Source organism: Halorientalis sp. LT38 (genome assembly GCF_037031225.1).
Taxonomy (GTDB): Archaea; Halobacteriota; Halobacteria; order Halobacteriales; family Haloarculaceae; genus Halorientalis; species Halorientalis halophila.
The window spans coordinates 2586397-2609083 of sequence record NZ_JAYEZN010000001.1; the positions used below are offsets into that span (position 1 = coordinate 2586397).

Below are 22687 nucleotides of genomic sequence, written 5' to 3' on the forward strand. Positions count from 1 at the left end.
CTTCCCACGGACCGCGGCGTCGGCACTAACCGCGGCCTTCAAGCGCGTCCGGCGGTCAGAGAGGGCCAATGAGCGACGACGAGGCGACAGACGACGGAGGGCACGACCAGCCGCCGAGGGAGACGTTCCACCACGACCCCATCGGCCACGCCGAGGCGCGGGCGGGGATGACGGTCGGCGAACTCGCCGAGGAGTACGGCGAGGCGGGCATCGGCGCCTCGGACATGCACGAGGCCGTCGACGTCTACGCCGAGATGCTCGGCGACGACGTGACCGTGATGATGGGGCTGGCCGGGGCGATGGTGCCCAGCGGGATGCGCCGCATCGTCGCGGACCTGATTCGGGACGGCCACGTCGACGCGCTGGTGACGACCGGCGCGAACCTCACGCACGACGCCATCGAGGCCATCGGCGGCAAGCACCACCACGGAGCCGTCCACGACGAAGCGAAGACCGAGCGCGAACACGACGAACAGTTGCGCGACGAGGGCGTCGACCGGATCTACAACGTCTACCTCCCACAGGAGCACTTCGCGCTGTTCGAGTCCCACCTCCGCGAGGAAGTCTTCCCCCCGCTGGCCGAGGAAGGGACCGTCGGCATCCAGCGGCTGACCGAGGAACTGGGCCGGGCCAACGCCGCAGTCAACGAGCGCGAGGGGATCGACGAGGGTGCGGGCATCGCCGCGGCCGCGTACGAGGCGGACGTGCCGATCTACTGCCCGGCGATCCAGGACTCCGTGCTCGGCCTGCAGGCCTGGATGTACAACCAGACGTCCGACTTCGCACTGGACGCGCTTTCGGACATGGACACCATCACCGACCAGGCGTTCGACGCCGATCGGACCGGGGCGCTGGTCGTCGGCGGTGGCGTCCCGAAGAACTACGTCCTCCAGACGATGCTGGTCGCGCCCGGCGCGTACGACCTTGCCGTCCAGTTGACCATGGATCCGCCCCAGACCGGCGGCCTCTCCGGTGCGACCCTGGAGGAGGCTCGCTCGTGGGGCAAACTCGAGAAGGCCGCCCGGAACGTCTCCGTCTACGCCGACGCGACGATCACGCTGCCCCTGCTCGTGGCCGCCGCGCGCGAGCGGATCGCTGACTGACGGCGGCTCCCGTCGCGCCGTATCCTGCCATCGCACTGGTTGCCGCCTCCCGTCGGATCCCTGCCCGATGGAACCGACCGGTTGCCCGAACCCCTCCGGCTGAAGTCTTCTATTCGTAAGATAATCACGCGAAAAAATTAATGACTATGGGGTCATATGTAACGCACATTGCGGTACGTCCGGCTCTGGACGGGGCATAGACAGCCAGGTATCGGCGGTTCCCTGCACCCATGGTACGAATTCTCTACACGTTCGATCGGTCGTTCATGCGAAAGACCGTCGCCGCGATCGACACACACGTCCCGGCGACGTCGGCGGCGCTCCCCCTGCGCCCCGAGGCGGCGAGCGACGACGACGCGCTCGAAGACGTCCACGCGGAGATCGAAGACGCGGCGGATCTCGACGCCGCGATCGACGAGATCGACCCCGACGTGGTCGTCGTGAATCACAGGTTCGAGGCCGAGGTCCTCGACGGGAAACCCACCTATCACGAGCGGTATCCCGTCGTCCACGTCCGCCACGGCGCGTCGCTCGGCCGCGGCGAGACGGCGAACACCACTCGCGACCTCGCCGGGACGATCGCCCTCGCGCTCGCGCCCGGCGAGCGCTGGGCCGCCCAGTACAGGACGGCCTTCCCCGAGACCGTCGACGTGGCGACCGTCGGCATCCCGGAGGCAGACGACCTGGTCGGCGCCGACCCGCCCCGCAAGCGGCGCGTGCTCTACGCGCCGACCAACCACAACTACGGCGGCGGCAGTTACCTCGAGACCGCCGACTCGGTCCTCGACGTCTTCGCCGACTCGGATTTCGAGTTGCGATTCCGCCCCCACCCGATGGACCGGATCGAGGAGCCGGGCCGGTCGGTCACCGAGCGCTGTCGCGACCGGATCGACGACCTCTCGAACGTCACCGTCGACGACGCGGCGACGCCCGGGGAGAGTCTCCGCTGGGCGGACCTCCTGCTCTCCGATTGCTCGGGGATCGTGACCGAGTGGCTCCACACCGGTCGTCCCCTGATCCAGTTGACCGCGACCGCCGCCGACCACCAGATCCCCGAGGTCGGCCTGCAGACCGACCGCCTCTCGCTGTCGACCGTCGAGACGCTGTACGACGACGGTTACCCGCAGGAGACGGCCGAGCGGATCGAAGCGCAGGTCGGCGCGCTGGGGGTTCCGATGGACGGCCGTGCCGGCGAGCGGGCCGCCCGGGAGGTGCTCGCATGCACGCAGTGATCCTCGCCGCGGGCGAAGGCAGCCGGATGGACGGCGCGACCGCGGACGTCCCGAAGGCGTTCATGGAACTGGCCGGGGCGACCCTCTACGAGCGCCAGCGGGCGGCCATCGACGCCCACGTCGACGCCGTGACGGTCGTGTTAGGCCACGCTTACGAGAACGTGCGCGACGACGTGGGCGACGCGCGGACGGTCGTCCTCGAGGACTGGGACGACTACGAGAACGCCGAGTCGCTACGGCGCGGCCTCCGCGGCATCGACGACGACGTGCTCGTGCTCAACGGCGACGTGGTGATCACCGACGCCGTGGTCGCCCGACTGCGCACGCGCCACCGGGCCGCCGCCGGCCGCAGCGTGGTCGCGTGCCTCCCCGGCCGCGAGGACGAGGCCACCGCCATCCGCTGTGACGACCAGGGGCTGGTCACCGACTACGGACTCATCACGGGGCGCCGACACGCCGGGCTCGGGGTCGTCGACCGGCGCCACGTCGGCGCGGCACGGGCGTGGCTCGGGGACCACCGCCGCCAGTGGTACCCCGGACTCTACACCGAGGTGCCGACCGAGGCGGTCGCGATCCCCCCCGGCCAGCACATCGAGATCAACTATCCGAGTGATCGCGTCGCCGCCCGCGGCAAGCTCCCCCTGAACCCCGCCGACGAAATCGACGTCGGCACCTGACGACTCTTTTCGGACCCGGCGGCGCCCGAGCCCCTCGCGCGCCGCAGCCCCCGATCGTAGCCACCACGTATTTCCATTCAGATCTCCTTACCGTTCGGGAGCGGGCCTGAGGCGCCCCTTCGGCGTGGCCCCGGTGTTCGCCGGCCCCGGGTGCGGGCCAGCGAGCAGGCCGATACCGTTAACCCGTTCCTACCCCTCGCCTCGGGTGATGGAGATCATCGGTCACCGGGGATGCGCCGACCAGTGTCCGGAAAACACCGTCGCAGCCGTCGAACGCGCCGGCCAGTACGTCGACGCCGTCGAAGTCGACGTGCGTCGCTGTGGCTCCGGTGAACTCGTCGTCTTTCACGACGAGCGCGTCGACGACCTCACCGACGGCTCCGGTCGCGTGGCCGACCTCACTCTCGCCGAACTCCGCGCACTCGACGTGGGCGGGTCCGGCGAGCCGATCCCGCGCCTCGACGCGGTCCTCGAGGCCGTCCCGCCGGGAGTGCGAGCCCAGCTCGAACTGAAAGAGACCGGGCTCGCCCCCGACGTCCGCGACCGGCTCGCCCAGGCCCCCGTCGAGGCCTCGATCTCGTCATTTCGCACCGACGCGCTCGAGAGCGCCCTCGAACTGGACTGGTCGGTCCAGACCGGCTACCTCTTCGCCGAGGACCCGCTCGCGAACCTCCGGACGGCCGTCGAGATGGGCTGTGACGCCGTCCACCCGCACTTCGACCTCTGTCTCGATACCGACGTCGTCGAGGAGGCCCACGCCGTCGATCTGGACGTGATCGCCTGGAAGGCCGCCAAGACCCAGGAGGAGATCGCCACGATCCGGGCCTGCGGCGTCGACGGCGTCACCGCCGACCGCTGGGACATCGCTTGAGAGAAACCGACTTGGGGCCGGCCCGCCTACGACTCGCCGGCCGATGACGAAGCGACGGGGCCGAGCCGGGCTGACGACCCGGCGGTGACGAGCCCTATGAGTGCCGAGGCCGACTTTCTACCCATACACTTGCGAGGAGAGACGGGCACCCGACACAGGCCCACGTTTTCACACGTTATTTCAGTGCTACCGTCTGTAGCAGCCAACTACTAATGCGGGCGAGCCGGCCTAGTGGACCCAATCGGGTCAGTGGTATTCATTCTCGACCAGCTCACAGATTCGGCCGACACGGGAGCTGGTTCCGACGCGTCCGGGGGTGATCCCGTCGATCCGGTCACCTGGTCGGTTCGATGGGTTTTCCTGTACGGTGATCGGCGGGTACTCGCACTCGTCACCCTCCTCGTCATCCTGACAACGCTGCTGTTCGTCGGGAGCGTCTGGGAGTTCGAGATGGAGCGACTCGTCACCGAGACGCGAGCGGTCCAGACCCTGTTCAACACGTTGCTCGGTGGCATCATCCTCTTCGTCTCGGTCGTGCTCTCGATCAACATCGCGGCCCTCGCCCAGGAGTTCGCCCCGCTCCAGGTCAAACTGGCACGCATGGAGGATTCCATCGAGTTCCAGATCGAACTGGAGGAACTCGTGGACGATGGCGTCAGCCCGGCCGGACTGCGGCCGTTCATCGAGTACGTCATCGGGGCGATCAACACCGAAACGGAATCGCTCCGGACCGCCGAGGACTCGACCGGCGACGACCGCGCCAGGGCGGACCTGCTGGCTTTCGTCGACGAGCTCGACACCCAGCTGTCGCTGATCGAGAATCGCATCGGCAGACCGAACCCGCAAGTCTCCGTCGTCCTGTTGAGCACGCTCGATTACCCCCACGCTCGCCACATCAACCTGACCCGTCGCCTGAAATCCGTCCACGGGGACGAACTCACGGAATCGGATCACGAGTCGCTCGCGACACTGCTGGAAGTACTCACCGTCCTCGCGTCCGGTCGAGAGTACTTCACGACGTTGTATTTCAAACGGGAGCTCCGGAACCTGTCGAGTAACCTCCTCGTCCTCTCGCTTCCGGTGATCGTCTTCACGGCGTACGTCTTGCTCGCGATCGATGCCGGACTGTTCCCGCGACCGACGTTCCTCGAGCTCGGAACGCGGCTACTCTACGTCAACCTCGCGTTCGTCATCGCGCTCTCCCCGTACGTCCTCCTCAGTTCGTACATGCTTCGCATCCTCACCGTCTCGAAACATTCCCTCGAATCGACCGTGTTCACCCTCGATTCCGACGTCGCCCTCGAGTTCGACCGGTAGGACACTCGGCCGACAGCCAACTACCGGACGGAACCGGGAGTACGTCGGAGTCGACGAAACCGGGACCCAGATCGATTCTCAGTGGTAATGGGTGTGCGCTGGTGTGGATTGCAAACGTCGTGAGTGTCGAGGCCGACTTTCTATCCAGACCTCTCCGAGGAGGCGTGACCGCCCCTCCCGATTCACTCGGAAACACTCAAACCGCCGAAGCCCCTAGGGAGCCCGTGAAAAAGTCGCTCCTCGTCTACGACGGTAGCAACGCGCTGTTCCGCGCGGCCGTCGAGGCGGCGACCAGTCGCTCGGACGAAGTCGTGGCCGCTCGCTGGGACTCGGAACCAGTGCAGGCGTTCCTCGAGGCGCAGTTCGACGCCCGGCCCTTCGCGTTCATCCTCGTCGAGGGGGACTCGGTCCACGTCGGCGAGGAGACCGTCGGACGGGTCCTCGATCGGATGGGCCTCGCCGACCCGGTCGTCGACGGGCTGCAACGAGCCTACGGAATTGGCGGCGTCCCCTTCGGCAGGCTACTTCACGGGCGAACGGTGGCGGACCTCGACGGGACGTTCCCGCTCTCTGAGGAGGCCGCAGCCCACCTCGTGGGACTCCGTGAGGTTCGTGAGATACCCGTCGAGGACGCGCCCGCAGAGGAGTCCTGATCAGTCCGCCGCGAGCGCTCGCCGGACCGCCACCTCGACCGGCGTCTGCTCGATGGGGACGACCGACTGGAGGTCCCGCTCGGGGTCGACGGTCACGGGGTTGCGCATGCTCTCGACCAGCGGCCGGGCGATGGCGTACTGGACGTCCGTCGTCAGTCGGAGCCAGTGCGAGGACAGTCCCGGGGACATCACCGGCACCGGCACGATCAGGACCCGCTTTCCCTTCTCCTGGGCGGTCAACTTCATGAGGGACTCGTAGGACCACACCGTCGGCGCGCCGATGTCGTAGATGCCGCCCCGGGTCTCGTCGACGTCGAGGACGCCGATCAGGTACGCGATGGCGTCGTCGATACCGATCGGCTGACACGGCGTCCGCACCCACTTCGGGACCGTCATCACCGGCAGCCGGTCGGTGAGGTCGTCGACGATGCGAAAGCTCGCGCTGCCGGATCCGATGACGATCGCCGCCCGGAGGACGGTCAGGTCGAAGCTTCCGGCTTCGAGCACGGACTCGACCTCCCGGCGGGAGGCGAGGTGCGGCGAGAGGTTCCGCTCGTCGCCGCTGATGCCGCTCAGATAGACCACTCTGTCGACGCCGGCCGCCGACGCCAGCTCCCGGAACCGGCGGGCGTAGGTCCGGTCCAGTTCCGCGAAGTTCTCGGCCGTGAGCGAGTGGATCAGGTAGTAGGCCGCGTCGATCCCCTCACAGAGCCCCGAAAGCGACGCCGGATCGCCGAGGTCGCCCTCGAAGAGCTCGACGTCGTCCGGAAACGCCGACCCGTCGACGCTCCGTGAGAAGGCGACGACGTCGTGGCCGGCCGAGCGTAGCGATTCGACGAGTCTGCTGCCGACGAACCCGGTCGCTCCGACGACGAGAACACGCATTGACGTGTATACGACGTGTTGCGACAAGGATGTTCGGTTGCTCGCCGCCCGGAATCAGAGTTTTTCGGCGTCGACTGCCTGTTCGGTTCGACGACGCGCCTGCGCGAGTCGGTTGTCGGTCGCGCGACCGATATCGTCGGGGAGCGAGCCGCGGGCGTCGGCCAGTCGGGTCGAGACGCGCTCCAGCCGGGTCGCCACCGTTTCGAGATTGCGGTCCGCGTTCCCCCGGTTCCCGGCCTCGGCGTTCTCGGCCGCGCGTCGAGCGGCGGCCGTGACGGCGTCCAGCGCGTTCGCGAGCCCTTCCACGGCGTTTTGCTGGCCGCCACCACCGGCGCCGCCGGTCCTGTCGTCGTCGGTGTCGTCGGAGTCGCCGTCGCCCTCGACGGCCGCCACTTCGTCGCGGGTCTCGGCGGCCACGTCGGCGAGGTACGTCGCGAGCGGCGCCTTCCCCGTCCGGGGGTCGTCGATCTGCACGCGCTCTTCCTGGCCCGGGTTGACGCGGAACGCACCGACCTCGTCCTCGCGGTCTCTGACTTCTGCGGTGTAGGCCCCGCCGCCGTGGACGTAGACGGCGTCCGGGCCGCTGAGGGGCGCGTCGTACATGCGCCCCGCGAAGTCGTCCTCGACCGCCAAGTCGCGCAAGTCGCTGTCCGCCTCGCTCGGGTCGATCTCCATCTTCACGGAGTTCTCGCGGGGCACGACGGGGATCTCGCCCTCGACACCCGCCGCGGTCACTGCCTCGTCCTCGGCGACGGTCACGGTCTCCGAGTGGGGTGTGACGCCCGCGCCGTTGATCGTCAGTTCGTGGTCGCCCGGCGGGACGTCCTGGACGACGGCGACGCCGTTGAACGTCGGGACGGCCTCGGGGTCGCTCCGGAGGAGCGCGATCGACTCGAGCGGCGAGGAGACGGTCGTCACCCCCTCGTCGTCGGGGGCGTCCTCGTCGGAGACGGCGGTGGTCACGCCGGCGACGACCTGGTGGACCGGCGAGGGCTCGCCGATGGCGTCGTAACGGTCGGCCAGCGCCTGGCGGTGGTTCGGTTCCGTGATGTCCGAGGCCGGGTCCGCGTAGCGCGGGTCCGTCCACGGCACGCCCGTGGTCGTGATGTGGCTGGCGATGGCGTCCTCCGCGAACTCCGGGATGGCGAACTCGAAACTCAACTGGGGACCGGTGAAGTCCGCGATGTGTTCGAGGTCGGCGCTCGGCTGTAACTCGTAGGACACGTCGGTCTCCTCGGCACTGGCGTCCTGGTAGTCGAACCGGGAGCCGGTCTCCCGCGCCGGGAGGTCCGGCGGCGACTGCAACGCGTCGAACGAGCGGATCGTCAGCGCGTCCGGAACGAGGTCCGCGGCCGCCACGGCCGGGAGGCGCTCGTGCTCGTAGATCGGGGCCCCGTCGAGTTCCGGGACCGCGTACGGGAGCGCGAGCCCTTCGTCACGCGGGAGCCCGTACGCCAGCGGGATCGCCGCGATGGCGTCGACGCCCTCGATGACGCTGTTGGTGATGTCGGCGACGCTCCCGTCCAGGGGGAATCGCTGGAAGTGTTCGGCGTCCTCGTTGACCGAGAGGCCGCTGGAGTGCGAGCCGAGCTCCGTCAGAATCCGCGGCCGGGTGCGGTCGGGGTCGAGGAACTCGTTGTTCGGGACCTTCCGCGAGTGCGAACTCGCGACGTGGAGTTGGGGAGCGCCGCTGTCGGTGTCCACGAACACCTGCAGGAGCTCCCAGTCGTGCCAGTGGAAGTTCGTGGTGAACTGGTCGAACACGGAGTAAAACCAGTACTGCACCACTGCGAGCGGCGACTCGTCGTACTCGACGACGTTGAAGAACGCGACCGGATCCGTGGGCTCGTCGCCGCCGGCCTCGACGTAGCCGTTCAGCGCGTCGAACCCGTCGACGACGGTCTCGCCGTCCCGCTCGCTCTCGTAGGCTCGCGGGTCCGTCGGGAACCACTGCTCGTTCGCGTCGAAGTACAGCGTCGGTGCGAACCGCTCGGCGAGCGTCCGCGCCCGGTCGCCGTCGACGCTCGAGACCGAACCGTCGTCGCCGCCCTCGAACAGCGAACAGCCCGCCATCGAGGCCGCGGCGACGCCGGCCACGCCCGTCAGCACCGTCCGCCGGTCGATCGGGTGCGAGCGGTCGTCGCTCATCTGTCACACGGTCCGAGCACACGGGTGTGACGGCGCCGCGGAGACGAGAATTCCCGTAGACGTATTGTTTGCATACTGATATACGCTAGTTCGGGCGACCGCTCATATCGCTTGTGGCCCCGCGGACGCGAGCGCGAGACCGGCGCCGTCGAACCGGCGACGCCGACCACGAGCCGCAAGCCTCGACCATTTTAGTGGATGGGCCGACTCGACCCGGTATGGAATCACAGCGACCGGACGGCCCAGGTGGGGCGGGCTCATGGTGAACGTCGCCCTCTCGGTGGGACAATTGCTCCTCGCGCTCGTCCTCGTCGTGCTGAACGGCTTCTTCGTCGCCGCGGAGTTCGCGTTCGTCCGCGTTCGCGGGACCTCGGTCGAACAGCTGGCCGCGGAGGGACGGACCGGCGCCGGCGCGCTGGAGGACGTGATGGCGGGCCTCGACGACTACCTCGCGACGACTCAGCTCGGCATCACCATCGCCTCGCTGGGGCTGGGGTGGGTCGGCGAACCCGCCGTGGCGTCGCTGCTCGAACCCGTGCTGGCACCGATCCTGCCGGAGAGCCTCCTCCACCTGGTGTCCTTCGCCATCGGCTTCACCATCGTCACCTTCCTCCACGTCGTCTTCGGCGAACTCGCGCCGAAGACCATCGCCATCTCGAAGACCGAGCAGCTCTCGCTGTTTCTCGCCCCGCCGATGAAGCTCGCGTACTTCCTGCTCTATCCGGGGATCGTCGTCTTCAACGGCGCGGCCAACGCCTTCACGCGGATGCTCGGCGTCCCGCCGGCCTCCGAGTCCGACGAGACGCTGGGCGAGCGGGAGATCCGCCGGGTGCTGGCGCGCTCGGGCGAGGAGGGCAACATCGACGCGGCGGAGGTGGAGATGATCGAGCGGGTGTTCGACCTCGACGACACGGTCGTGCGGGAGGTCATGGTTCCGCGGCCGGACGTGGTGAGCGTGCCGGCCGACGCCACGCTGGCCGAACTCCGGACGATCGTCCTCGAGGCCGGCCACACGCGGTATCCGGTCCGCGACGCCGAGGACGAGGATCAGATCGTCGGCTTCGTCGACGTCAAGGACGTGCTGGCCGCGACAGAGGCCGAGGACGGCGCGGGCACGACCGCCGGCGACCTCGCCCACGAGGTGATCGTGGTGCCGGAGACGACGGCGATCGACGACCTGCTGTTGCAGTTCCAGGCCGAACACCAGCAGATGGCCGCGATCATCGACGAGTGGGGCTCTCTCGAGGGGATCGCGACCGTCGAGGACGTCGTCGAGGCCGTCGTCGGCAACCTCCGCGACGGGTTCGACGTCGACGCGCGCGAACCCGGGATCCGCGAGCGCGACGACGGCGGCTACGACGTCGACGGCGGCGTCCCGCTGTCGGCCGTCAACGACGACCTCGGGACCGCCTTCGAGAGCGAGGCGGTCGAGACCATCGGCGGACTGGTCCTCGCCGGCCTGGACCGCGCGCCCGAAGTCGGCGACACCGTCGACGTGGACGGCTACCCCGTCGAAGTGACGGGCGTTGATGGCAACCGGATCTCGACGGTCCGGATCCAGGAGTCGGACGACGGTGACGGAGAGGGCGGTGACGGCGACGACCGGGAGGGCGACGAGGGCGACGATCCGGCGGCCGAGTGAGGCCGCTACGGCCGGTCGAGAAAGAGCGTCAGGTGGCTGACGACGGTCCGGTTCTCCAGGCCGCCGGCGAGTGCGCCCGAGAGGACGCCGATGGTGCTGATGAACGCCCCGGTGCGGACGAGGTCGACAAGCCCGATCGAGGGGTCCTCGAGGCTGGGCCAGTTCGCCATCAGGTTCGGCGGGAAGACGGCCAGTTCGACGACCAGGATGATCGACAGCACGAGCGCGAACAGCCCGCACATCGCCAGGACGAGGACGAGGAAGACGGTTACATTTACGAGGGCCGTGTGCTCGGTCACCAGCCGCTGACGTCGCCGCGGGAAGGAGAGATTCTGCGCGAACAGGAGATAGATCGCGGCCGCGAGGACGCTGACGGCGGCGAACAGCGTCGCAGTGAGGTTGTCCATGTGGACGCCCACGTCCCACGACTCGGCGCTGAAGACGATGACCAGCGTCGGGGTCACCGCCGCCGTCGACAGTTTCGGCAGCGACAGCGGCAACAGCGGCGCCCGGCTGTCGACGAGCGCGCGCCCGATCCGGCCGGCGTTGCCGAGCGCGCTCTTCGCGTGGAAGCCGACGCGGGCGAGGGCTCCCTTCGGACTGACCTCCGTCGCGGGGATCTCGCCGGCGATCCGACGGAGGTAGGTCTCGACGTCCGCGTCCATCGCCGGGACGGCCCGGCGATCGGACTCGAAGACGAACGGTTCCATGACGCCGCCGTCGGCGTCGCGGTGGCGGGCGCCGAGGACGTGGCCGATCAGGTGGACCAGCAGGGTCGCCCCGTTCCAGCGGACGGCCGGGTCGTCGAGCGCGCGTTCGGACTCGCCGCGGGGGGCGCGCCGCAGGTTCCGCGTCGAGACGACGGTGACGCGGGCCAGCGGCGAGGCCAGTCCCGGGACGAACCGCTCCTTGCTCGAGACGAGGGGCACGTCGGTCACCGCGACCACGAGGTCGTACGGTCCCTCGACCATCAGGTGGGTGGCGCGGTCGAGGAACTCCGAGGGACGGCGCCGGTCGTGGTCCGGGAGCCGCGCCGGATCCTCGAGGTAGAACCGCCAGCCGACGGCCGTAGCCGCGGCCAGTTCGTCGACCGCATCCGCGGCCGCCTGCGCCGCGAACGAGCGGAGCCCGTCGGCGTCGCCCCCGGGCGCGTGGGCGACCAGCACGCCGACGTCGACCTGCAGGTCGAGCGACCCCTCGCACTCGGCTGCAATCAACTGGGCCCCCTCGGGGTCCGCCCCCGTGGCGGCAGGGCCCCGATCCGATTCCGGGCGAGTCATCGAGGTCGTCCGTTCCCCGCGAACGCACTTAACGGCCCGTGAGGACGTGCTTTTCTGGCCCGAAGTCGGCCACAGGTTTTTGTAGGCCAGTACGATACGTTGTGTCATCCCATGAACGCCGGGCGCGTCGTGTTGTACGTGGGGGCCGACGAGGAGCGGGCCGCGTCGCTGCGGGGGGAGAGCGACGACGCGACGGTGGTCGAGCGGGTGGCCACGGTGGCCGAGGCGACGGAGCGACTGGACGACGTCGTCTCGGTCGTGAGCGAGGCGACGCTCGCGGACGGGACCGGTCTCGACCTCTGCCGGACGATCAGGACGCGGTACGACGACGTGGCCTTCGTCCTCGTCCCCGAGACGGGGAGCGACGAGGGGGCGCGGCGGGCCGTGTCCGCCGGCGTCGACGAGTACGTCCCCGCCGGGACGATCGACGGCCCGGCGGACCTCTGGTCGGTGGTGCTCGACGCCATCGAGCGGGCCTGTGACGAACAGCGGCGGTACCGAAAACTGGTCGAGCAGACGACGGACGCCATCGCGATCGTCGACCCCGACACGACGATCCGGTACGTCAGCCCGGGCATCGAGGAGATCCTGGGGTATCCCCCGGCCGAACTGGTCGGCCGACGCGGCACCGAGATCGTCCATCCCGAGTATCGTGAGCAGGTACTCGAACGGCTCGCGGCCAGCCTCGCCGACCCGGAGGAGAGCATCGGCCTGGTCTACCGGGCCGAACACGCAGACGGCGGGTACCGCTGGCTCGAGACGCGGGGCCGGAGCTACCTCGACGATCCGGCCATCGCCGGGACGGTCGTCAGCATCCGTGACGTCACCGAGCGCCGGGAACGCAAGCGCGAACTCGAGCTGTACGAGAACATGCTCAACACGGTTCCGGACTGCGTCTACGCCGTCGACGAGGACGGGAACTTCCTCGCGGCCAACGAGACCGCGCTCGAGACCGTGGGGGCCCCGGAGTCGGACGTGATCGGCAGCCACGCCTCGATCTGTATGACCGAGCACGACATCGAGCGCGGCCGGGACCTCATCCGGGACCTGCTCGAGAGCGACGCGGAGAAGGCGATCTACGAGATGGACCTGCACCCGATCGAGGGCGAGCCGATCCCCGCGGAGAACCACGTGGCACTGCTGACCGACGAGGACGGGCGCTTTCGCGGCTCGGTCGGCGTCCTCCGCGACGTCAGCGACCGCCTGGAGCGAGAACGGCGCCTCACCGTCCTCAACCGGGCGTTGCGTCACGACCTGCGCAACAGCATGCACGTCGTCATGGCCAACGCCGAACTGATCCGGCACTCCGTCTCGGACCCGGCGGCACAGGCCAAACTCGACACGATCGTCGAGCGGGCCGAACAGATCGACAGCCTGAGCGAGAAGGCACGAGAGATCGAGCAGACGCTGGGCCACCGCGAGCGGACGCGGCGGTCGATCGACCTGGCGGCGCTGCTGTCCGACCAGATCGAGCGGTTCCGGACTGCACACCCCGAGGCGACCGTCGAGGCCGACCTGCCCGACCACGCCTGGGTGGCGGCGACCGGGCTGATCGACACGGCCGTCGAGAACCTCATCGAAAACAGCATTCAACACACCGACGAACCGCGGGTCCGCGTGTCGCTCGCGGTCGAGGACGACACCGTCACCGTCTCGGTCGCCGACGACGGCCCGGGGATTCCGGAGAAGGAGCGCCGCGTGGTCGGCAAGGGGAGCGAGACGCCGCTCGACCACGCCAGCGGTCTCGGGCTGTGGCTGGTCACCTGGATCACCCGCGACTCCGGCGGCGAGGTGGCGTTCGAGACGTCCGAGGACGGCGGGAGCCTGGTGCGCATCCGCCTGGACCGGGCGAACCCACGGGTCGACGGCGACGGGGGCCCGGCGTCCGCGGACGAAGCGAGCGAGTGACCGGTCACGGGCGCGCAATTAAGGGGGAAGCCGACGTAGGTCGGTGTGAGCGGGACGATGACGGCACAGGACGACGACGACCGCTTCGCCATCCCCAGTCGGCCGGAGCGGCGCTACCCCCGCGGTGGCGGCGTCGAGTACGAGGGCGGGACGACGTTCTCGCTCGCGGCCGTCCCCGAGCGGGAGGACGCCTGGCTCGGGGGCGTCGTCCGGAGTGTCCTCGACGGCGAGGGCTACACGTACGGTGACTGGCTCGACCTGCCGATGCCGCTCTATCTGGTCCACGACGAGGCGACCGGCGACGTGTTCCGGGTCAGCGTCCGCGACTCGCGGGTGCGGCTACACGTCCTGCCGGAGACGGAGACGGTCGGGCTCCGGCGCTTTTTCGACCGTCTGCGGGGCCACACGGACGAGATCGAGTGGGAGGTGACCCGCCGGGTCGAGGGCGGGGTCTGAACGATACCCACCGAACCCCGGCCGACGCAGGACACGTAACCGACTTATCACCGGGTACCCATTCCACGAGCATGACCGTCTCCCGCGAAGTCGAGTTGCAGGGACACATCATCGACTCGGGGATGATGCAGACCTGTTTCGGCATCATCATGGACATGGGCGGGGCTTTCGAGGTCGAGCAGTTCGACATCGGTCGCCAGAAGGACAAACAGTCCTACGCGAAACTGCTCGTGACCGCCGACTCGGAGGAACGGCTCCAGTCCATCGTCCACGAACTCCACCAGAACGGGGCCAATCCCGCCGACCCGGACGACGCCACGCTCGAACCCGCGCCGGCCGACCAGGTCGTCCCGAAGGGCTTCTACTCGACGACCAACCACCCCACCGAGATCCGCTACGACGGCCAGTGGATCGCCGTCGAGAACATCGAGATGGACTGTGCGGTGATCGTCGAAGACGGTGACGACCCGAGAGCGTACACGAAAGTCCTCAACGGCGTCGAGAAGGGCGATCTGATCGTCACGGGCGAGGCGGGCATCCGCGTCAGCCCGCCCGAACGCCCCCGCGACTCGGGCGGGGCCTTCGGCTTCATGCAGGGCGGCGTCTCCTCGGAGCGCCCCTCGGAAACTACTATCGCGAACATCGCGGAGGCCATCGAGGAGACCAAGGCCGAGGGCGGGAAGGTCCTGGCCGTCTGTGGCCCCGCGCTGATCCACTCCGGCGCTCGCGAGGACCTCGCGCGTCTGGTCCGCGAGGGGTACGTCGACATGATCTCGGCGGGCAACGGCTTCGCCGTCCACGACATCGAGCGGGACATCTACGGCACCTCGCTGGGGATGGACACCGAGAGTCTCGACCACCCCCGGAAGGGCCACAAACACCACATCTACACCATCTCGGAGGTGATCCGCGCCGGCGGCATCGAGGACGCCGTCGACGAGGGCGTCATCGAGTCCGGCGTCATGTACGAGTGCGTCGACAACGACCGCCCCTACGTGCTGGCGGGATCGGTCCGCGACGACGGCCCCCTGCCGGACACCATTACCGACGCCGTCGAGGCCCAGAACGCCATCCGCGAGCAGGCCCACGAGGCCGACATGGTGCTCATGCTGTCTACCATGCTCCACTCCGTCGCCGTGGGGAACTGCCTCCCCTCCACGACGCGGGTCGTCTGCGTCGACATCAACCCCGCGACGGTCACCCAGTTGCTGGATCGCGGCTCGGCGCAGGCCGTCGGGATGGTGACCGACATCGGCACCTTCGTGCCGATCCTGTCGGAGAAGATTCTGGAGGAGTAGCGAGCCCTCGGCCTGGCGAACGGTGAAACCGTGAGCCAGTGAGCGAGGGATTCCGGCACCGCCGGTCTGCCGGGTACATTTATTTGCTCGACCTGTGAACGAGCCGACATGGGTAACGCGGACGCCGCGTCGGCATCCACCGACGCGGACGCGAGGGGCGAACCGGCGGGGGAGGAGGCGGCGACGGAACTGGGCGAGCGATGGGCACTCGGCAACTGGGTCCTGATCGGCGTGTTCACGGTCCTGACGCTCGTCGGCGTGGGGCTGTCGATGGAGGTCCCGCCCTTCGACGGGTGGCTCACGGCCGGCGACGGCGCGGTGGTCGTCCCGCCGTACGTGTACGTCTACGCGTCGCTGGGTGCGTTCGGGTACGTGTTCACCCGGTTGATGACGAATCTCGAAGCCTTCGACGAGTGGGACGAGTTCCAGGAACTCGCGGAGATGGCCCTCCGGGTGCCGGCGGCCTGGGTCCTCGCCGCGGGCGCGTTCCTCCTGTTCACCACGGTCGTCGGGTCGCCGGAGGGCGTCTCCGGACAGCGGTACACGGCGGGCCTGGCCTTCCTCGTCGGGCTGTACGTCAACGTCGCGATGAAGTCGCTCGGGAGCCTCGCCGACCGGTTGCTCGGCCGAACCGCGCCCGGGAAGTAGGGCCGCGGCCGGCGGGCGGGAGGCTGGCGCTCAATCGGCCGTCTCCTCCTCGATCAACTGGGTCACGCCGTCGTCGAAGATCTCCGCGACGAGGTCCTCGGCGTACTCGCCCTCGATGGCGGCCTCGATGGCGATCTCGAGCGACGCCTCGACCAGCGCGTCGGCGTGGCCGTTCTCGATCAGCGTGGCGACGATCTCGTCGCTCACCTGCTGGACGATGGTTTCCGACCGGCCGCTCGTCAGCCGCGTCACGATGCGGCGAACGGACCGGCGGATCACGACCGAGTGTCTGAGTCCCGGCAGGTTGTCCATCACGACGTCGGCGACGGCCTCGATCAGTTCGTCCGCGGTCTCCCCGTCGAGTTTCGAGACGATCTCGTCGCCGACGGCGGCCACGAGCGCCGCGGCGTCGTCCTCGCGGTCGACGTGGGCCGCGATGATGCGGCTGACGCTCCGTGCGATCTCTTCGGCTTCCTGTTCCCCCAGTTCGGCGGCGATGACGGCTCGCACGCGTTCTGCGATCTCCTCGCGGTCGCTGCCCGCGATCCCCTCGTCCCCTGGTGTCATGGGCGCCGGTACGCGGCCGCGGATACAAAAGATTCGCGAACTGACTGTTCCGCTAGACCCCTTCGAGGGTCTCGCGGTAGGCGTTGATGGCGTCGTTCGCCTCGTCGATGTCGCCCGCGGCGTCGGCGTCGACCTCGTCGCCGAGGTCGGCGAGCGAGGACTGGATGCGGGCCAGTCGGCCGTGGTCGGGCCCCGACTCACGGGTAGCAAGCGAGTCGAGCTGGTCGGCCAGCTCGCCCAGTCGCTCGCTGGCGTCGTCGGTCGTCGCGTCGCTCGCGCTGTGCAACTTCGCGGCCGCGGTTTCGAGTTCCTCTCGAGCCATACGTTCAGTTCGATGGAGGGCGGCAAAAACGCTTTCCGAACGCGTTCGCGGCCGACCGCTGCGGTCGCATGAGATACCAACCAGTAAGGTACCGTGATTAAGCGGATAGGCCCCTTACGAGTAGTTAGTGACCCAGTCCCACCCCCACCTCGCCAGTGACCGCGCCGTCGGCCGACTCGAACGCCCGTTTCTAGTATGATCGGAGACGACTCGCTCGAGAAGAGCCGCGGCATTCACCGGCGGACGGGGAAGACGTTCTACTACGCGACGAGATTGTTCCCCGAGCGGATCCGGCACAAGACCTACGTCCTGTACGCCTTCTTCCGGATCGCCGACGAGGTCGTCGACGACGAGGACGCCGACCTGTCGCCGGCCCGGCAGCGCGAGGAACTGGCGCGAATCCGCGCGGGGGCCCTGGGACGGCGGGAGACCGACGACCCCGTACTGCAGGCGTTCGACGAGATCAGACGCGAGACGGACATCACCGATGCGGACGTCGAGCGGTTCGTCGACGCGATGGCGACCGACATCGAGACCAGCCGGTACGAGACCTACGAGGATCTGGAGTCCTACATGCGTGGCTCGGCGGCGGCGGTCGGCCACATGATGACTGGGATCATGGACGTCGACGAACCGTCGGTCGCGCGACCCCACGCCCGCGCCCTCGGGGAGGCCTTCCAGCTCTCGAACTTCCTCCGGGACGTCCGCGAGGACGTCGTCGATCGCGACCGGATCTACCTGCCACTGGAGACCCTGGAGCGATACGGCGTCACCGAGTCCCAGATCGAGACCCTCGAACTCAGCGACGGGTTCCGTTCGGCGATGATGCACGAGATGGCCCGGGCGGAGGACCTGTACCGCGAGGGGGTCGCGGGCATCAAGTACCTGCCGCGGGACTGCCAGTTCGCCGTCCTGCTGGCGGCCGTGCTGTACGCCGACCACCACCGACTGATCCGCGAGCGCGACTACGACGTGCTCTCGGCGACGCCCCAGCTATCGACGACGCGAAAGCTCTGGCTGATCGCCCGGACCCGCTGGTGCTGGCACTGGAACAAGGATCCAGAGGCCGTCTTCGAGCGCGTGTCGACCATCGGCGACGCGCCCACGCCGGCCTCGGGTCCGGAGCCGTCGGAGTGGACGCCGACGCAGTAGCTCACTCGATCAGCGGCATCACGATGCCGAAGACGATCGGCGAGAAGAATCCGACGAGGATGCCGACGACCTCGGCGCTCAGAAAGAGCGTGTTCTCCCAGGCCGGCAGCGGCTCGAAGAAGGCGTGGCCGACGATTTCGCCGCCCGCCCCGAACAGAAGCAGTGCGAGGCCGACGAAAAAGCCCCACTTGGCGTACGTCTGGTAGTCGAACGTCGCGTGCTGTGGCATACGCGGAGATACTTCGCTACCGGTCGAAGTTTTTTCGGTCCGGTCGCCGCCCCCAGATCCGCCGTACCATTCAGAAGTAATTTCTCACTCATCCATCTCGGTTGCTGTCCGCGGTCGAGCGTGGTGGATCGGAGTCACGACGGGCGACCGGATCCCCCACCAAGTCGCTCGATAACTGCCAGAGACGCCGGCAACAGTCCCCATGCGCCCTGCTGGCGAGTTTTCGAACGCGAACTACCAGCCGTCCGTCGTCGAGCCGACGGGTGGCGACTCGAACCGCACTAGTATAGGATCTCTGTCTATCACAGAAAACCGATCGTAATCGCACGAAGTCCTACTCCGGCCGCCACTCGCCGCGGCGTCCGTCGCCGCCTTCTCGATATCGTAACCCTGCTTCCTTCAGCAACCGCCGACAGCTCGGTAACGAGTACTCGACCCCGTAGGTCTCCGCCAGGTACTCCCGAACCAGTGCCGGCGTCCACGCTGGAGCGTCGACGCCTGCCTCGGTCGGCGGCTCCTGCACTGTCGCCTCGAACTCCTCTTTCCGAGATCCCGATAACTTTCGATTCCTACCGCTTCGCGTATCGTCGGAGGCGGCCACTGCGAGCGGCTCGTCGGTGTCGAGGCGCCGGAGCCAGCTGTAGATCGTCCGCCGGTCCACCCCGAACCACTCCGCGAGCTCGGTCTGGCTCACGCCGTTCTCGTACGCGATAGCCGCCAGCAAGCGCATAGCGGGCTTCTTTTCGTCCACGTCGTCGAGGGCTTCCTGCAACCGTTCGACCGGGACGTCGTCGAGGTGCTCCACAGTGTCGAGCTTCGAGGTATGGGAAAATAGTTCTAACGGAGTGGGTCGAGGTCGGGGTAACGAACGACGGGTGCCCTGACGCCATCGCGGTGATGGGCGGTCCCCCACGTCGGGCGTCCATGGCAAACTGTCGAAGACCGTCGATTCGCGGGCGTGGTCCGGACGATGGGCCGGCGGGCAAGGTCCTCGTCGGGGGCGATTCTCGGACACGTAATGAGAGAAAAGATTTTGCCCCACGGCTGTATCCCACCGGTAGTCTCAGGTATGAGTAGTCTGTTACCGCGGTCCGAGGAGGCGGACGATCTGGCGGCCTCCGAGCCGCTCTGTCGGCAGATACTGGACAATCTCGTGGCCGCGTTCCCCGAGCCGGTCCTGGCGATCGACGCCGACGGGGTCCTCACCCACTGGAACGACGAGATGGTCGAACTGATCGGCGTCCCGGCAGACGAGGCGGTCGGTCGCCCGGGGACGGAAGTCGTCGGGACGGAGAACAAATCCGAGATCCTGGCCGAGACCGTCGTCCGGACGGAGGAACCGATCCGGGAATCGGAGATCCGGACGGGGACGAACGCCGACGGGGAGTCGTGGCACGTCCGGGTCGAGGCCGTCCCCCTGGTGGACGATTCGGGGACCGTCTACGGCGCGTTCTCCGTCGCGAACCGGGTGACCGAACTGATCGAGCAGCGGCGGCGGATTCAGGAGGTCCAGGAACAGGTCGAGGCCGACGTGAAGGGCGCGGTCGAGGACCTCGAAGACACCGTCGAGGGCGTCGCCGACTCCTCCCAGCGGATCTCGCGGGAGGCCGGCGAACAGGCCGAGGACCTCGAGACGGTCCGCGAGGAGGTCGCCGCCGTCAGCGCGACGATCGAGGAGATCGCCTCGACGGCCGACGAGGTCAACGCCCACAGCGACACCGCCATGGAGCGGGCCGCGGAGTCACGCCGGACGGGCGAGGAGGTCATCGAGGTGGTCGCAGACCTCGAAGACGCCGCGGCGTCGGTCAAGGCGTCGACGACGACGCTGCAGGACCGCCTCGCGGCGATCGACGAGATCGTCGGGGTCATCGAGGAGATCACCGAGCAGACGAACATCCTGGCGCTGAACGCGAACATCGAGGCCGCCCGTGCCGGCGAGGACGGCGACGGGTTCGCGGTCGTCGCCGCGGAGGTCAAAGAGCTCGCCCAGCAGTCGAAGGCCGAAGCCGCGGAGATCACCGAGATCGTCGCGGACGTCCAGGAGACCGCCGACGAGAGCGTCTCGAACGTCGAACGGACGGTCGAGCAACTGGACTCCGTCAGCGGACAGGTGCGGCGACTCGTCGAGCGCCAGTCCGAGATCGTCGACGCGGTGCGCCAGACGGCCGACGGCCTCGACGAGATCGCCACCGCGACCGACGATCAGGCGGAAAGCGCCGAGGCCGTCTCCGCCATGGTCGACGATTCCAGCGAGGCCGCGGCGAAGATCCAGCGGGAAGTCGAACACGTCGCCGACGCGAACGAGGAGATCGCGACGGAGATCCGGACCATCCGCGAGCAGGTCGCCGCCGTGACCGAACGCGCAGAGGACTAGCGGAGATCCTCGAGGTCGCTCGCGCGATCGACGTCACGCAGGACCCCGGGATCGCCCGTTTCGACCGCCCTGGCCCCGTGGCGGTCGGTCAGTAGCTCCCGGCCGCCGACGTCACCCTCGACGTCGGCGAGGCGGTCGAAAAAGCGCTGGTCGAATAGTACGGGGTTGCCCCGCTGCCCGTCGCAGGCCGCCGCGAGGGCGTCCGCGACGCCGTACTCGTAGGCCTCGAGCAACAGGTCCATCGACGCCACGTCGACGGCGGGCATGTCCCCGAGCGCGAAGAGGACGCCGTCGGCGTCGTGGTCCCGGGCCGCTCGCACGCCCTCGCGGACGGACGTGCTCTGTCCCGTCTCGTAGGCCGAATTCGTCCGGATCTCGACCGGCAGATCGTCGATCGCCGGCCGAATCCGGTCGCGCTCGTGGCCGACGACGACCGTCACGCCGTCGAGGGAACTCTCGACCAGCGGGGCGACCGCGCGTCGGACCAGTGGCACGCCGTCGAGGTCGGCGAGGAGCTTGTTCTCCTCGCCGAAGCGGCTGCTCTCGCCAGCCGCCAGCACCACGCCCCACGTCCGCTTCGCCGTGCGGTCGCCGAACTCGCCGCGCTCCCGGAACGATTCGGGCGCGACGGTGGGGAGGTCCTCGGCGGTCATTCGATGGCAGTGTAGGGAACGACGGCGACCGGTTCGTCCGCCGCCAGTGCCGATTCGGTGAGGACGAACCCGTCGGCCCTGGTCGCCCGGGTCGTCGACGAGAGGACGCTCGGGTCGAACTGGCGGTCGTACACGTGCAGCGGCGAATCGGCGTGCCCGAGCGGGACCGCAGTCCCGTCCTCCAGGAGGACCGGCACGGCGTACTCGAACCCTTCGGGTCCGAGGTCGACGGCCGACCCCATCGTCGCCTCGACAGTCGGCAGCGACTCGATCCCGGTGAAGAAGGGTCGCGCGACGAGCGTCGTGATCGTGTGCGCCCCCAGCGGTTTCCCGGGGATGGCGAAGGCGACGGCCTCGTCCCCGCCATTCCCGGCACCGCCACCGACGGTCGCGGCGGCGATCGGTTTCCCGGGCCGGACCCGAACGCGGTGGAAGTGGACGGTTCCCAGTTCCCCCAGCGCGCGGATCACGTAGTCCTTGTGCCCGACGCTCGTCCCCCCGGTCGTGAGCACGACGTCGTAGCGGTCGGCGAGGTCCGCGATGGCCGCTTCGACCGCCTCGTAGTCGTCAGGGACGGTCCCCTCGTAGGTCGGTTCGTGGCCCCAGGAGCGGACGAGCGCCGCGAGCATCGCGGAGTCGAGGTCCTCGCGTCGCCCCTCGTGGATCTCCGTCCCCGTGGCGAGGATCCCGACCGAGAACCGCTCGGCGACGGGCACCTCGTCGTGCCCGAGGTCGCCGAGCAGGATCGCGTCCTTCGCGGAGAGCCGCTCGCCCGCCTCGAACAGCGTCTCGCCCGCGCTGACGTTGCTCCCGCGGGTGTAGGTGTACGTCCCCGGTTCGACGGCGGCGCCCTCGAGCCGTCCGTCCTCGTCGACGGTCGCCTCCTCGCGTTTGAGGACCGCGTTCGCCTCGGGCGGCAGCGGCGCGCCGGTGGCGATCTCGACGGCCTCTCCCGCGCCGAGCGAGGGCGGTTCGTCCTCGGGGAACACCTCGTCCTCGCGGACCGAGAGGGGGTACTCGTCGGTCGCGTCGAACGCGTACCCGTCCATCGTCGCGTGATCGGCCGCCGGGACGTCCCGCTCGGCGACGACCGCCGTCGCGAGCACGCGACCCGAGAGCGCGTCGAGCCCGACGGATTCGGTCCCCACCCGGGAGAGGGCCGCCCGCCGGAGCTCCCGGACGGTCTCGACGGCCGCCGACCGCCGGACCATGTCCTCGTGATCGTGAGCCATACCCGATCGAACGGAGAGGCGGTCCAAAAGGGTTGTCGTC

At 68.8% G+C, this 22687-nt stretch carries 21 protein-coding genes and 1 pseudogene; 13 read left to right on the forward strand and 9 right to left on the reverse strand.

Annotation, left to right across the window (positions count from 1 at the left end):
* The first annotated feature begins 68 nt into the window (after positions 1 to 68).
* The 6 genes from U5918_RS13310 (at position 69) to U5918_RS13335 (ending at position 5853) form a co-directional block, all read left to right on the forward strand.
* Entirely contained in the window at positions 69 to 1103 is a 1035-nt protein-coding gene (locus U5918_RS13310; RefSeq protein ID WP_336001840.1) for a deoxyhypusine synthase, read from the forward strand.
* Between the two features lie 230 nt (positions 1104 to 1333).
* A complete protein-coding gene (locus U5918_RS13315) occupies positions 1334 to 2335 on the forward strand; it encodes a hypothetical protein (protein ID WP_336001841.1) in 1002 nt (333 codons plus the stop codon).
* Positions 2323 to 3012, forward strand: coding sequence for an NTP transferase domain-containing protein (locus U5918_RS13320; RefSeq protein WP_336001842.1), 690 nt, complete (start codon positions 2323 to 2325; stop codon positions 3010 to 3012). Before U5918_RS13315 ends, U5918_RS13320 begins: the two co-directional genes overlap by 13 nt.
* 208 nt (positions 3013 to 3220) lie before the next feature.
* The gene (locus U5918_RS13325) at positions 3221 to 3883 is read left to right on the forward strand and encodes a glycerophosphodiester phosphodiesterase (protein ID WP_336001843.1); all 663 of its coding nucleotides are present in this window, start codon (positions 3221 to 3223) and stop codon (positions 3881 to 3883) included.
* A gap of 249 nt (positions 3884 to 4132) precedes the next feature.
* Positions 4133 to 5200: a DUF7972 family membrane protein gene (locus U5918_RS13330; RefSeq protein WP_336001844.1), complete on the forward strand. Its 1068-nt coding sequence runs from the start codon at positions 4133 to 4135 to the stop codon at positions 5198 to 5200.
* Positions 5201 to 5424: 224 nt separating this feature from the next.
* Entirely contained in the window at positions 5425 to 5853 is a 429-nt protein-coding gene (locus U5918_RS13335) for a hypothetical protein (RefSeq protein WP_336001845.1), read from the forward strand.
* Here U5918_RS13335 and U5918_RS13340 read toward each other — a convergent pair whose 3' ends face one another.
* Positions 5854 to 6738 carry an NAD(P)H-binding protein gene (locus U5918_RS13340; protein ID WP_336001846.1) on the reverse strand — a complete coding sequence of 295 codons (885 nt, stop codon included), beginning with the start codon at positions 6736 to 6738 and terminating at the stop codon, positions 5854 to 5856.
* A 54-nt stretch (positions 6739 to 6792) separates the two neighbouring features.
* Positions 6793 to 8886 (reverse strand): hypothetical protein, encoded by a 2094-nt coding sequence (locus U5918_RS13345; protein WP_336001847.1) that lies wholly within the window; start codon positions 8884 to 8886, stop codon positions 6793 to 6795.
* Between the two features lie 259 nt (positions 8887 to 9145).
* On the opposite strand from U5918_RS13345, the gene U5918_RS13350 reads away from it, so the two are divergent.
* Positions 9146 to 10528 carry a hemolysin family protein gene (locus U5918_RS13350; RefSeq protein WP_336001848.1) on the forward strand — a complete coding sequence of 461 codons (1383 nt, stop codon included), beginning with the start codon at positions 9146 to 9148 and terminating at the stop codon, positions 10526 to 10528.
* A 5-nt stretch (positions 10529 to 10533) separates the two neighbouring features.
* Here the strand turns inward: U5918_RS13350 and U5918_RS13355 are convergent, their stop codons facing one another.
* Positions 10534 to 11808, reverse strand: coding sequence for a hypothetical protein (locus U5918_RS13355; protein ID WP_336001849.1), 1275 nt, complete (start codon positions 11806 to 11808; stop codon positions 10534 to 10536).
* Between the two features lie 111 nt (positions 11809 to 11919).
* Here U5918_RS13355 and U5918_RS13360 point away from each other — a divergent pair, with 111 nt between their 5' ends.
* The 4 genes from U5918_RS13360 (at position 11920) to U5918_RS13375 (ending at position 16118) form a co-directional block, all read left to right on the forward strand.
* Positions 11920 to 13716, forward strand: coding sequence for a PAS domain S-box protein (locus U5918_RS13360; RefSeq protein WP_336001850.1), 1797 nt, complete (start codon positions 11920 to 11922; stop codon positions 13714 to 13716).
* A gap of 45 nt (positions 13717 to 13761) precedes the next feature.
* Positions 13762 to 14172 carry a hypothetical protein gene (locus U5918_RS13365; protein ID WP_418771259.1) on the forward strand — a complete coding sequence of 137 codons (411 nt, stop codon included), beginning with the start codon at positions 13762 to 13764 and terminating at the stop codon, positions 14170 to 14172.
* A gap of 71 nt (positions 14173 to 14243) precedes the next feature.
* Positions 14244 to 15470 (forward strand): ornithine cyclodeaminase, nickel-pincer nucleotide-dependent, encoded by a 1227-nt coding sequence (locus U5918_RS13370; RefSeq protein ID WP_336001852.1) that lies wholly within the window; start codon positions 14244 to 14246, stop codon positions 15468 to 15470.
* A gap of 108 nt (positions 15471 to 15578) precedes the next feature.
* Positions 15579 to 16118 (forward strand): hypothetical protein, encoded by a 540-nt coding sequence (locus tag U5918_RS13375; RefSeq protein WP_336001854.1) that lies wholly within the window; start codon positions 15579 to 15581, stop codon positions 16116 to 16118.
* A 30-nt stretch (positions 16119 to 16148) separates the two neighbouring features.
* Here U5918_RS13375 and U5918_RS13380 read toward each other — a convergent pair whose 3' ends face one another.
* A complete protein-coding gene (locus U5918_RS13380) occupies positions 16149 to 16685 on the reverse strand; it encodes a hypothetical protein (protein ID WP_336001855.1) in 537 nt (178 codons plus the stop codon).
* Between the two features lie 52 nt (positions 16686 to 16737).
* Positions 16738 to 17007: a DUF7553 family protein gene (locus tag U5918_RS13385; RefSeq protein ID WP_336001857.1), complete on the reverse strand. Its 270-nt coding sequence runs from the start codon at positions 17005 to 17007 to the stop codon at positions 16738 to 16740.
* Positions 17008 to 17205: 198 nt separating this feature from the next.
* Here U5918_RS13385 and U5918_RS13390 point away from each other — a divergent pair, with 198 nt between their 5' ends.
* The gene (locus tag U5918_RS13390) at positions 17206 to 18159 is read left to right on the forward strand and encodes a phytoene/squalene synthase family protein (RefSeq protein ID WP_418771369.1); all 954 of its coding nucleotides are present in this window, start codon (positions 17206 to 17208) and stop codon (positions 18157 to 18159) included.
* A gap of 1 nt (position 18160) precedes the next feature.
* Here the strand turns inward: U5918_RS13390 and U5918_RS13395 are convergent, their stop codons facing one another.
* Positions 18161 to 18388: a DUF7860 family protein gene (locus tag U5918_RS13395; protein WP_336001859.1), complete on the reverse strand. Its 228-nt coding sequence runs from the start codon at positions 18386 to 18388 to the stop codon at positions 18161 to 18163.
* Positions 18389 to 18761: 373 nt separating this feature from the next.
* Positions 18762 to 19193 (reverse strand): annotated as a pseudogene (locus U5918_RS13400) (helix-turn-helix domain-containing protein); the annotation flags it as partial.
* A 264-nt stretch (positions 19194 to 19457) separates the two neighbouring features.
* On the opposite strand from U5918_RS13400, the gene U5918_RS13405 reads away from it, so the two are divergent.
* Entirely contained in the window at positions 19458 to 20762 is a 1305-nt protein-coding gene (locus U5918_RS13405; RefSeq protein WP_336001860.1) for a methyl-accepting chemotaxis protein, read from the forward strand.
* Here U5918_RS13405 and U5918_RS13410 read toward each other — a convergent pair.
* Both U5918_RS13410 and U5918_RS13415 read right to left on the reverse strand, forming a co-directional pair.
* Positions 20759 to 21415: a nucleotidyltransferase family protein gene (locus U5918_RS13410; protein WP_336001861.1), complete on the reverse strand. Its 657-nt coding sequence runs from the start codon at positions 21413 to 21415 to the stop codon at positions 20759 to 20761. The two genes, U5918_RS13405 and U5918_RS13410, sit on opposite strands and share 4 nt — an antisense overlap.
* Positions 21412 to 22647, reverse strand: coding sequence for a molybdopterin molybdotransferase MoeA (locus U5918_RS13415; protein WP_336001863.1), 1236 nt, complete (start codon positions 22645 to 22647; stop codon positions 21412 to 21414). The genes U5918_RS13410 and U5918_RS13415 overlap by 4 nt, the downstream gene beginning before the upstream one ends.
* Positions 22648 to 22687 lie beyond the last annotated feature (40 nt).

Coding starts and splice junctions, on each gene's coding strand:
- U5918_RS13310 (WP_336001840.1), top strand. CDS start 69: ATGAGCGACGACGAGGCGACAGACGACGGAGGGCACGACCAGCCGCCG.
- U5918_RS13315 (WP_336001841.1), top strand. CDS start 1,334: ATGGTACGAATTCTCTACACGTTCGATCGGTCGTTCATGCGAAAGACC.
- U5918_RS13320 (WP_336001842.1), top strand. CDS start 2,323: ATGCACGCAGTGATCCTCGCCGCGGGCGAAGGCAGCCGGATGGACGGC.
- U5918_RS13325 (WP_336001843.1), top strand. CDS start 3,221: ATGGAGATCATCGGTCACCGGGGATGCGCCGACCAGTGTCCGGAAAAC.
- U5918_RS13340 (WP_336001846.1), bottom strand. CDS start 6,738: ATGCGTGTTCTCGTCGTCGGAGCGACCGGGTTCGTCGGCAGCAGACTC.
- U5918_RS13345 (WP_336001847.1), bottom strand. CDS start 8,886: ATGAGCGACGACCGCTCGCACCCGATCGACCGGCGGACGGTGCTGACG.
- U5918_RS13350 (WP_336001848.1), top strand. CDS start 9,146: ATGGTGAACGTCGCCCTCTCGGTGGGACAATTGCTCCTCGCGCTCGTC.
- U5918_RS13355 (WP_336001849.1), bottom strand. CDS start 11,808: ATGACTCGCCCGGAATCGGATCGGGGCCCTGCCGCCACGGGGGCGGAC.
- U5918_RS13360 (WP_336001850.1), top strand. CDS start 11,920: ATGAACGCCGGGCGCGTCGTGTTGTACGTGGGGGCCGACGAGGAGCGG.
- U5918_RS13370 (WP_336001852.1), top strand. CDS start 14,244: ATGACCGTCTCCCGCGAAGTCGAGTTGCAGGGACACATCATCGACTCG.
- U5918_RS13375 (WP_336001854.1), top strand. CDS start 15,579: ATGGGTAACGCGGACGCCGCGTCGGCATCCACCGACGCGGACGCGAGG.
- U5918_RS13380 (WP_336001855.1), bottom strand. CDS start 16,685: ATGACACCAGGGGACGAGGGGATCGCGGGCAGCGACCGCGAGGAGATC.
- U5918_RS13385 (WP_336001857.1), bottom strand. CDS start 17,007: ATGGCTCGAGAGGAACTCGAAACCGCGGCCGCGAAGTTGCACAGCGCG.
- U5918_RS13395 (WP_336001859.1), bottom strand. CDS start 18,388: ATGCCACAGCACGCGACGTTCGACTACCAGACGTACGCCAAGTGGGGC.
- U5918_RS13405 (WP_336001860.1), top strand. CDS start 19,458: ATGAGTAGTCTGTTACCGCGGTCCGAGGAGGCGGACGATCTGGCGGCC.
- U5918_RS13410 (WP_336001861.1), bottom strand. CDS start 21,415: ATGACCGCCGAGGACCTCCCCACCGTCGCGCCCGAATCGTTCCGGGAG.
- U5918_RS13415 (WP_336001863.1), bottom strand. CDS start 22,647: ATGGCTCACGATCACGAGGACATGGTCCGGCGGTCGGCGGCCGTCGAG.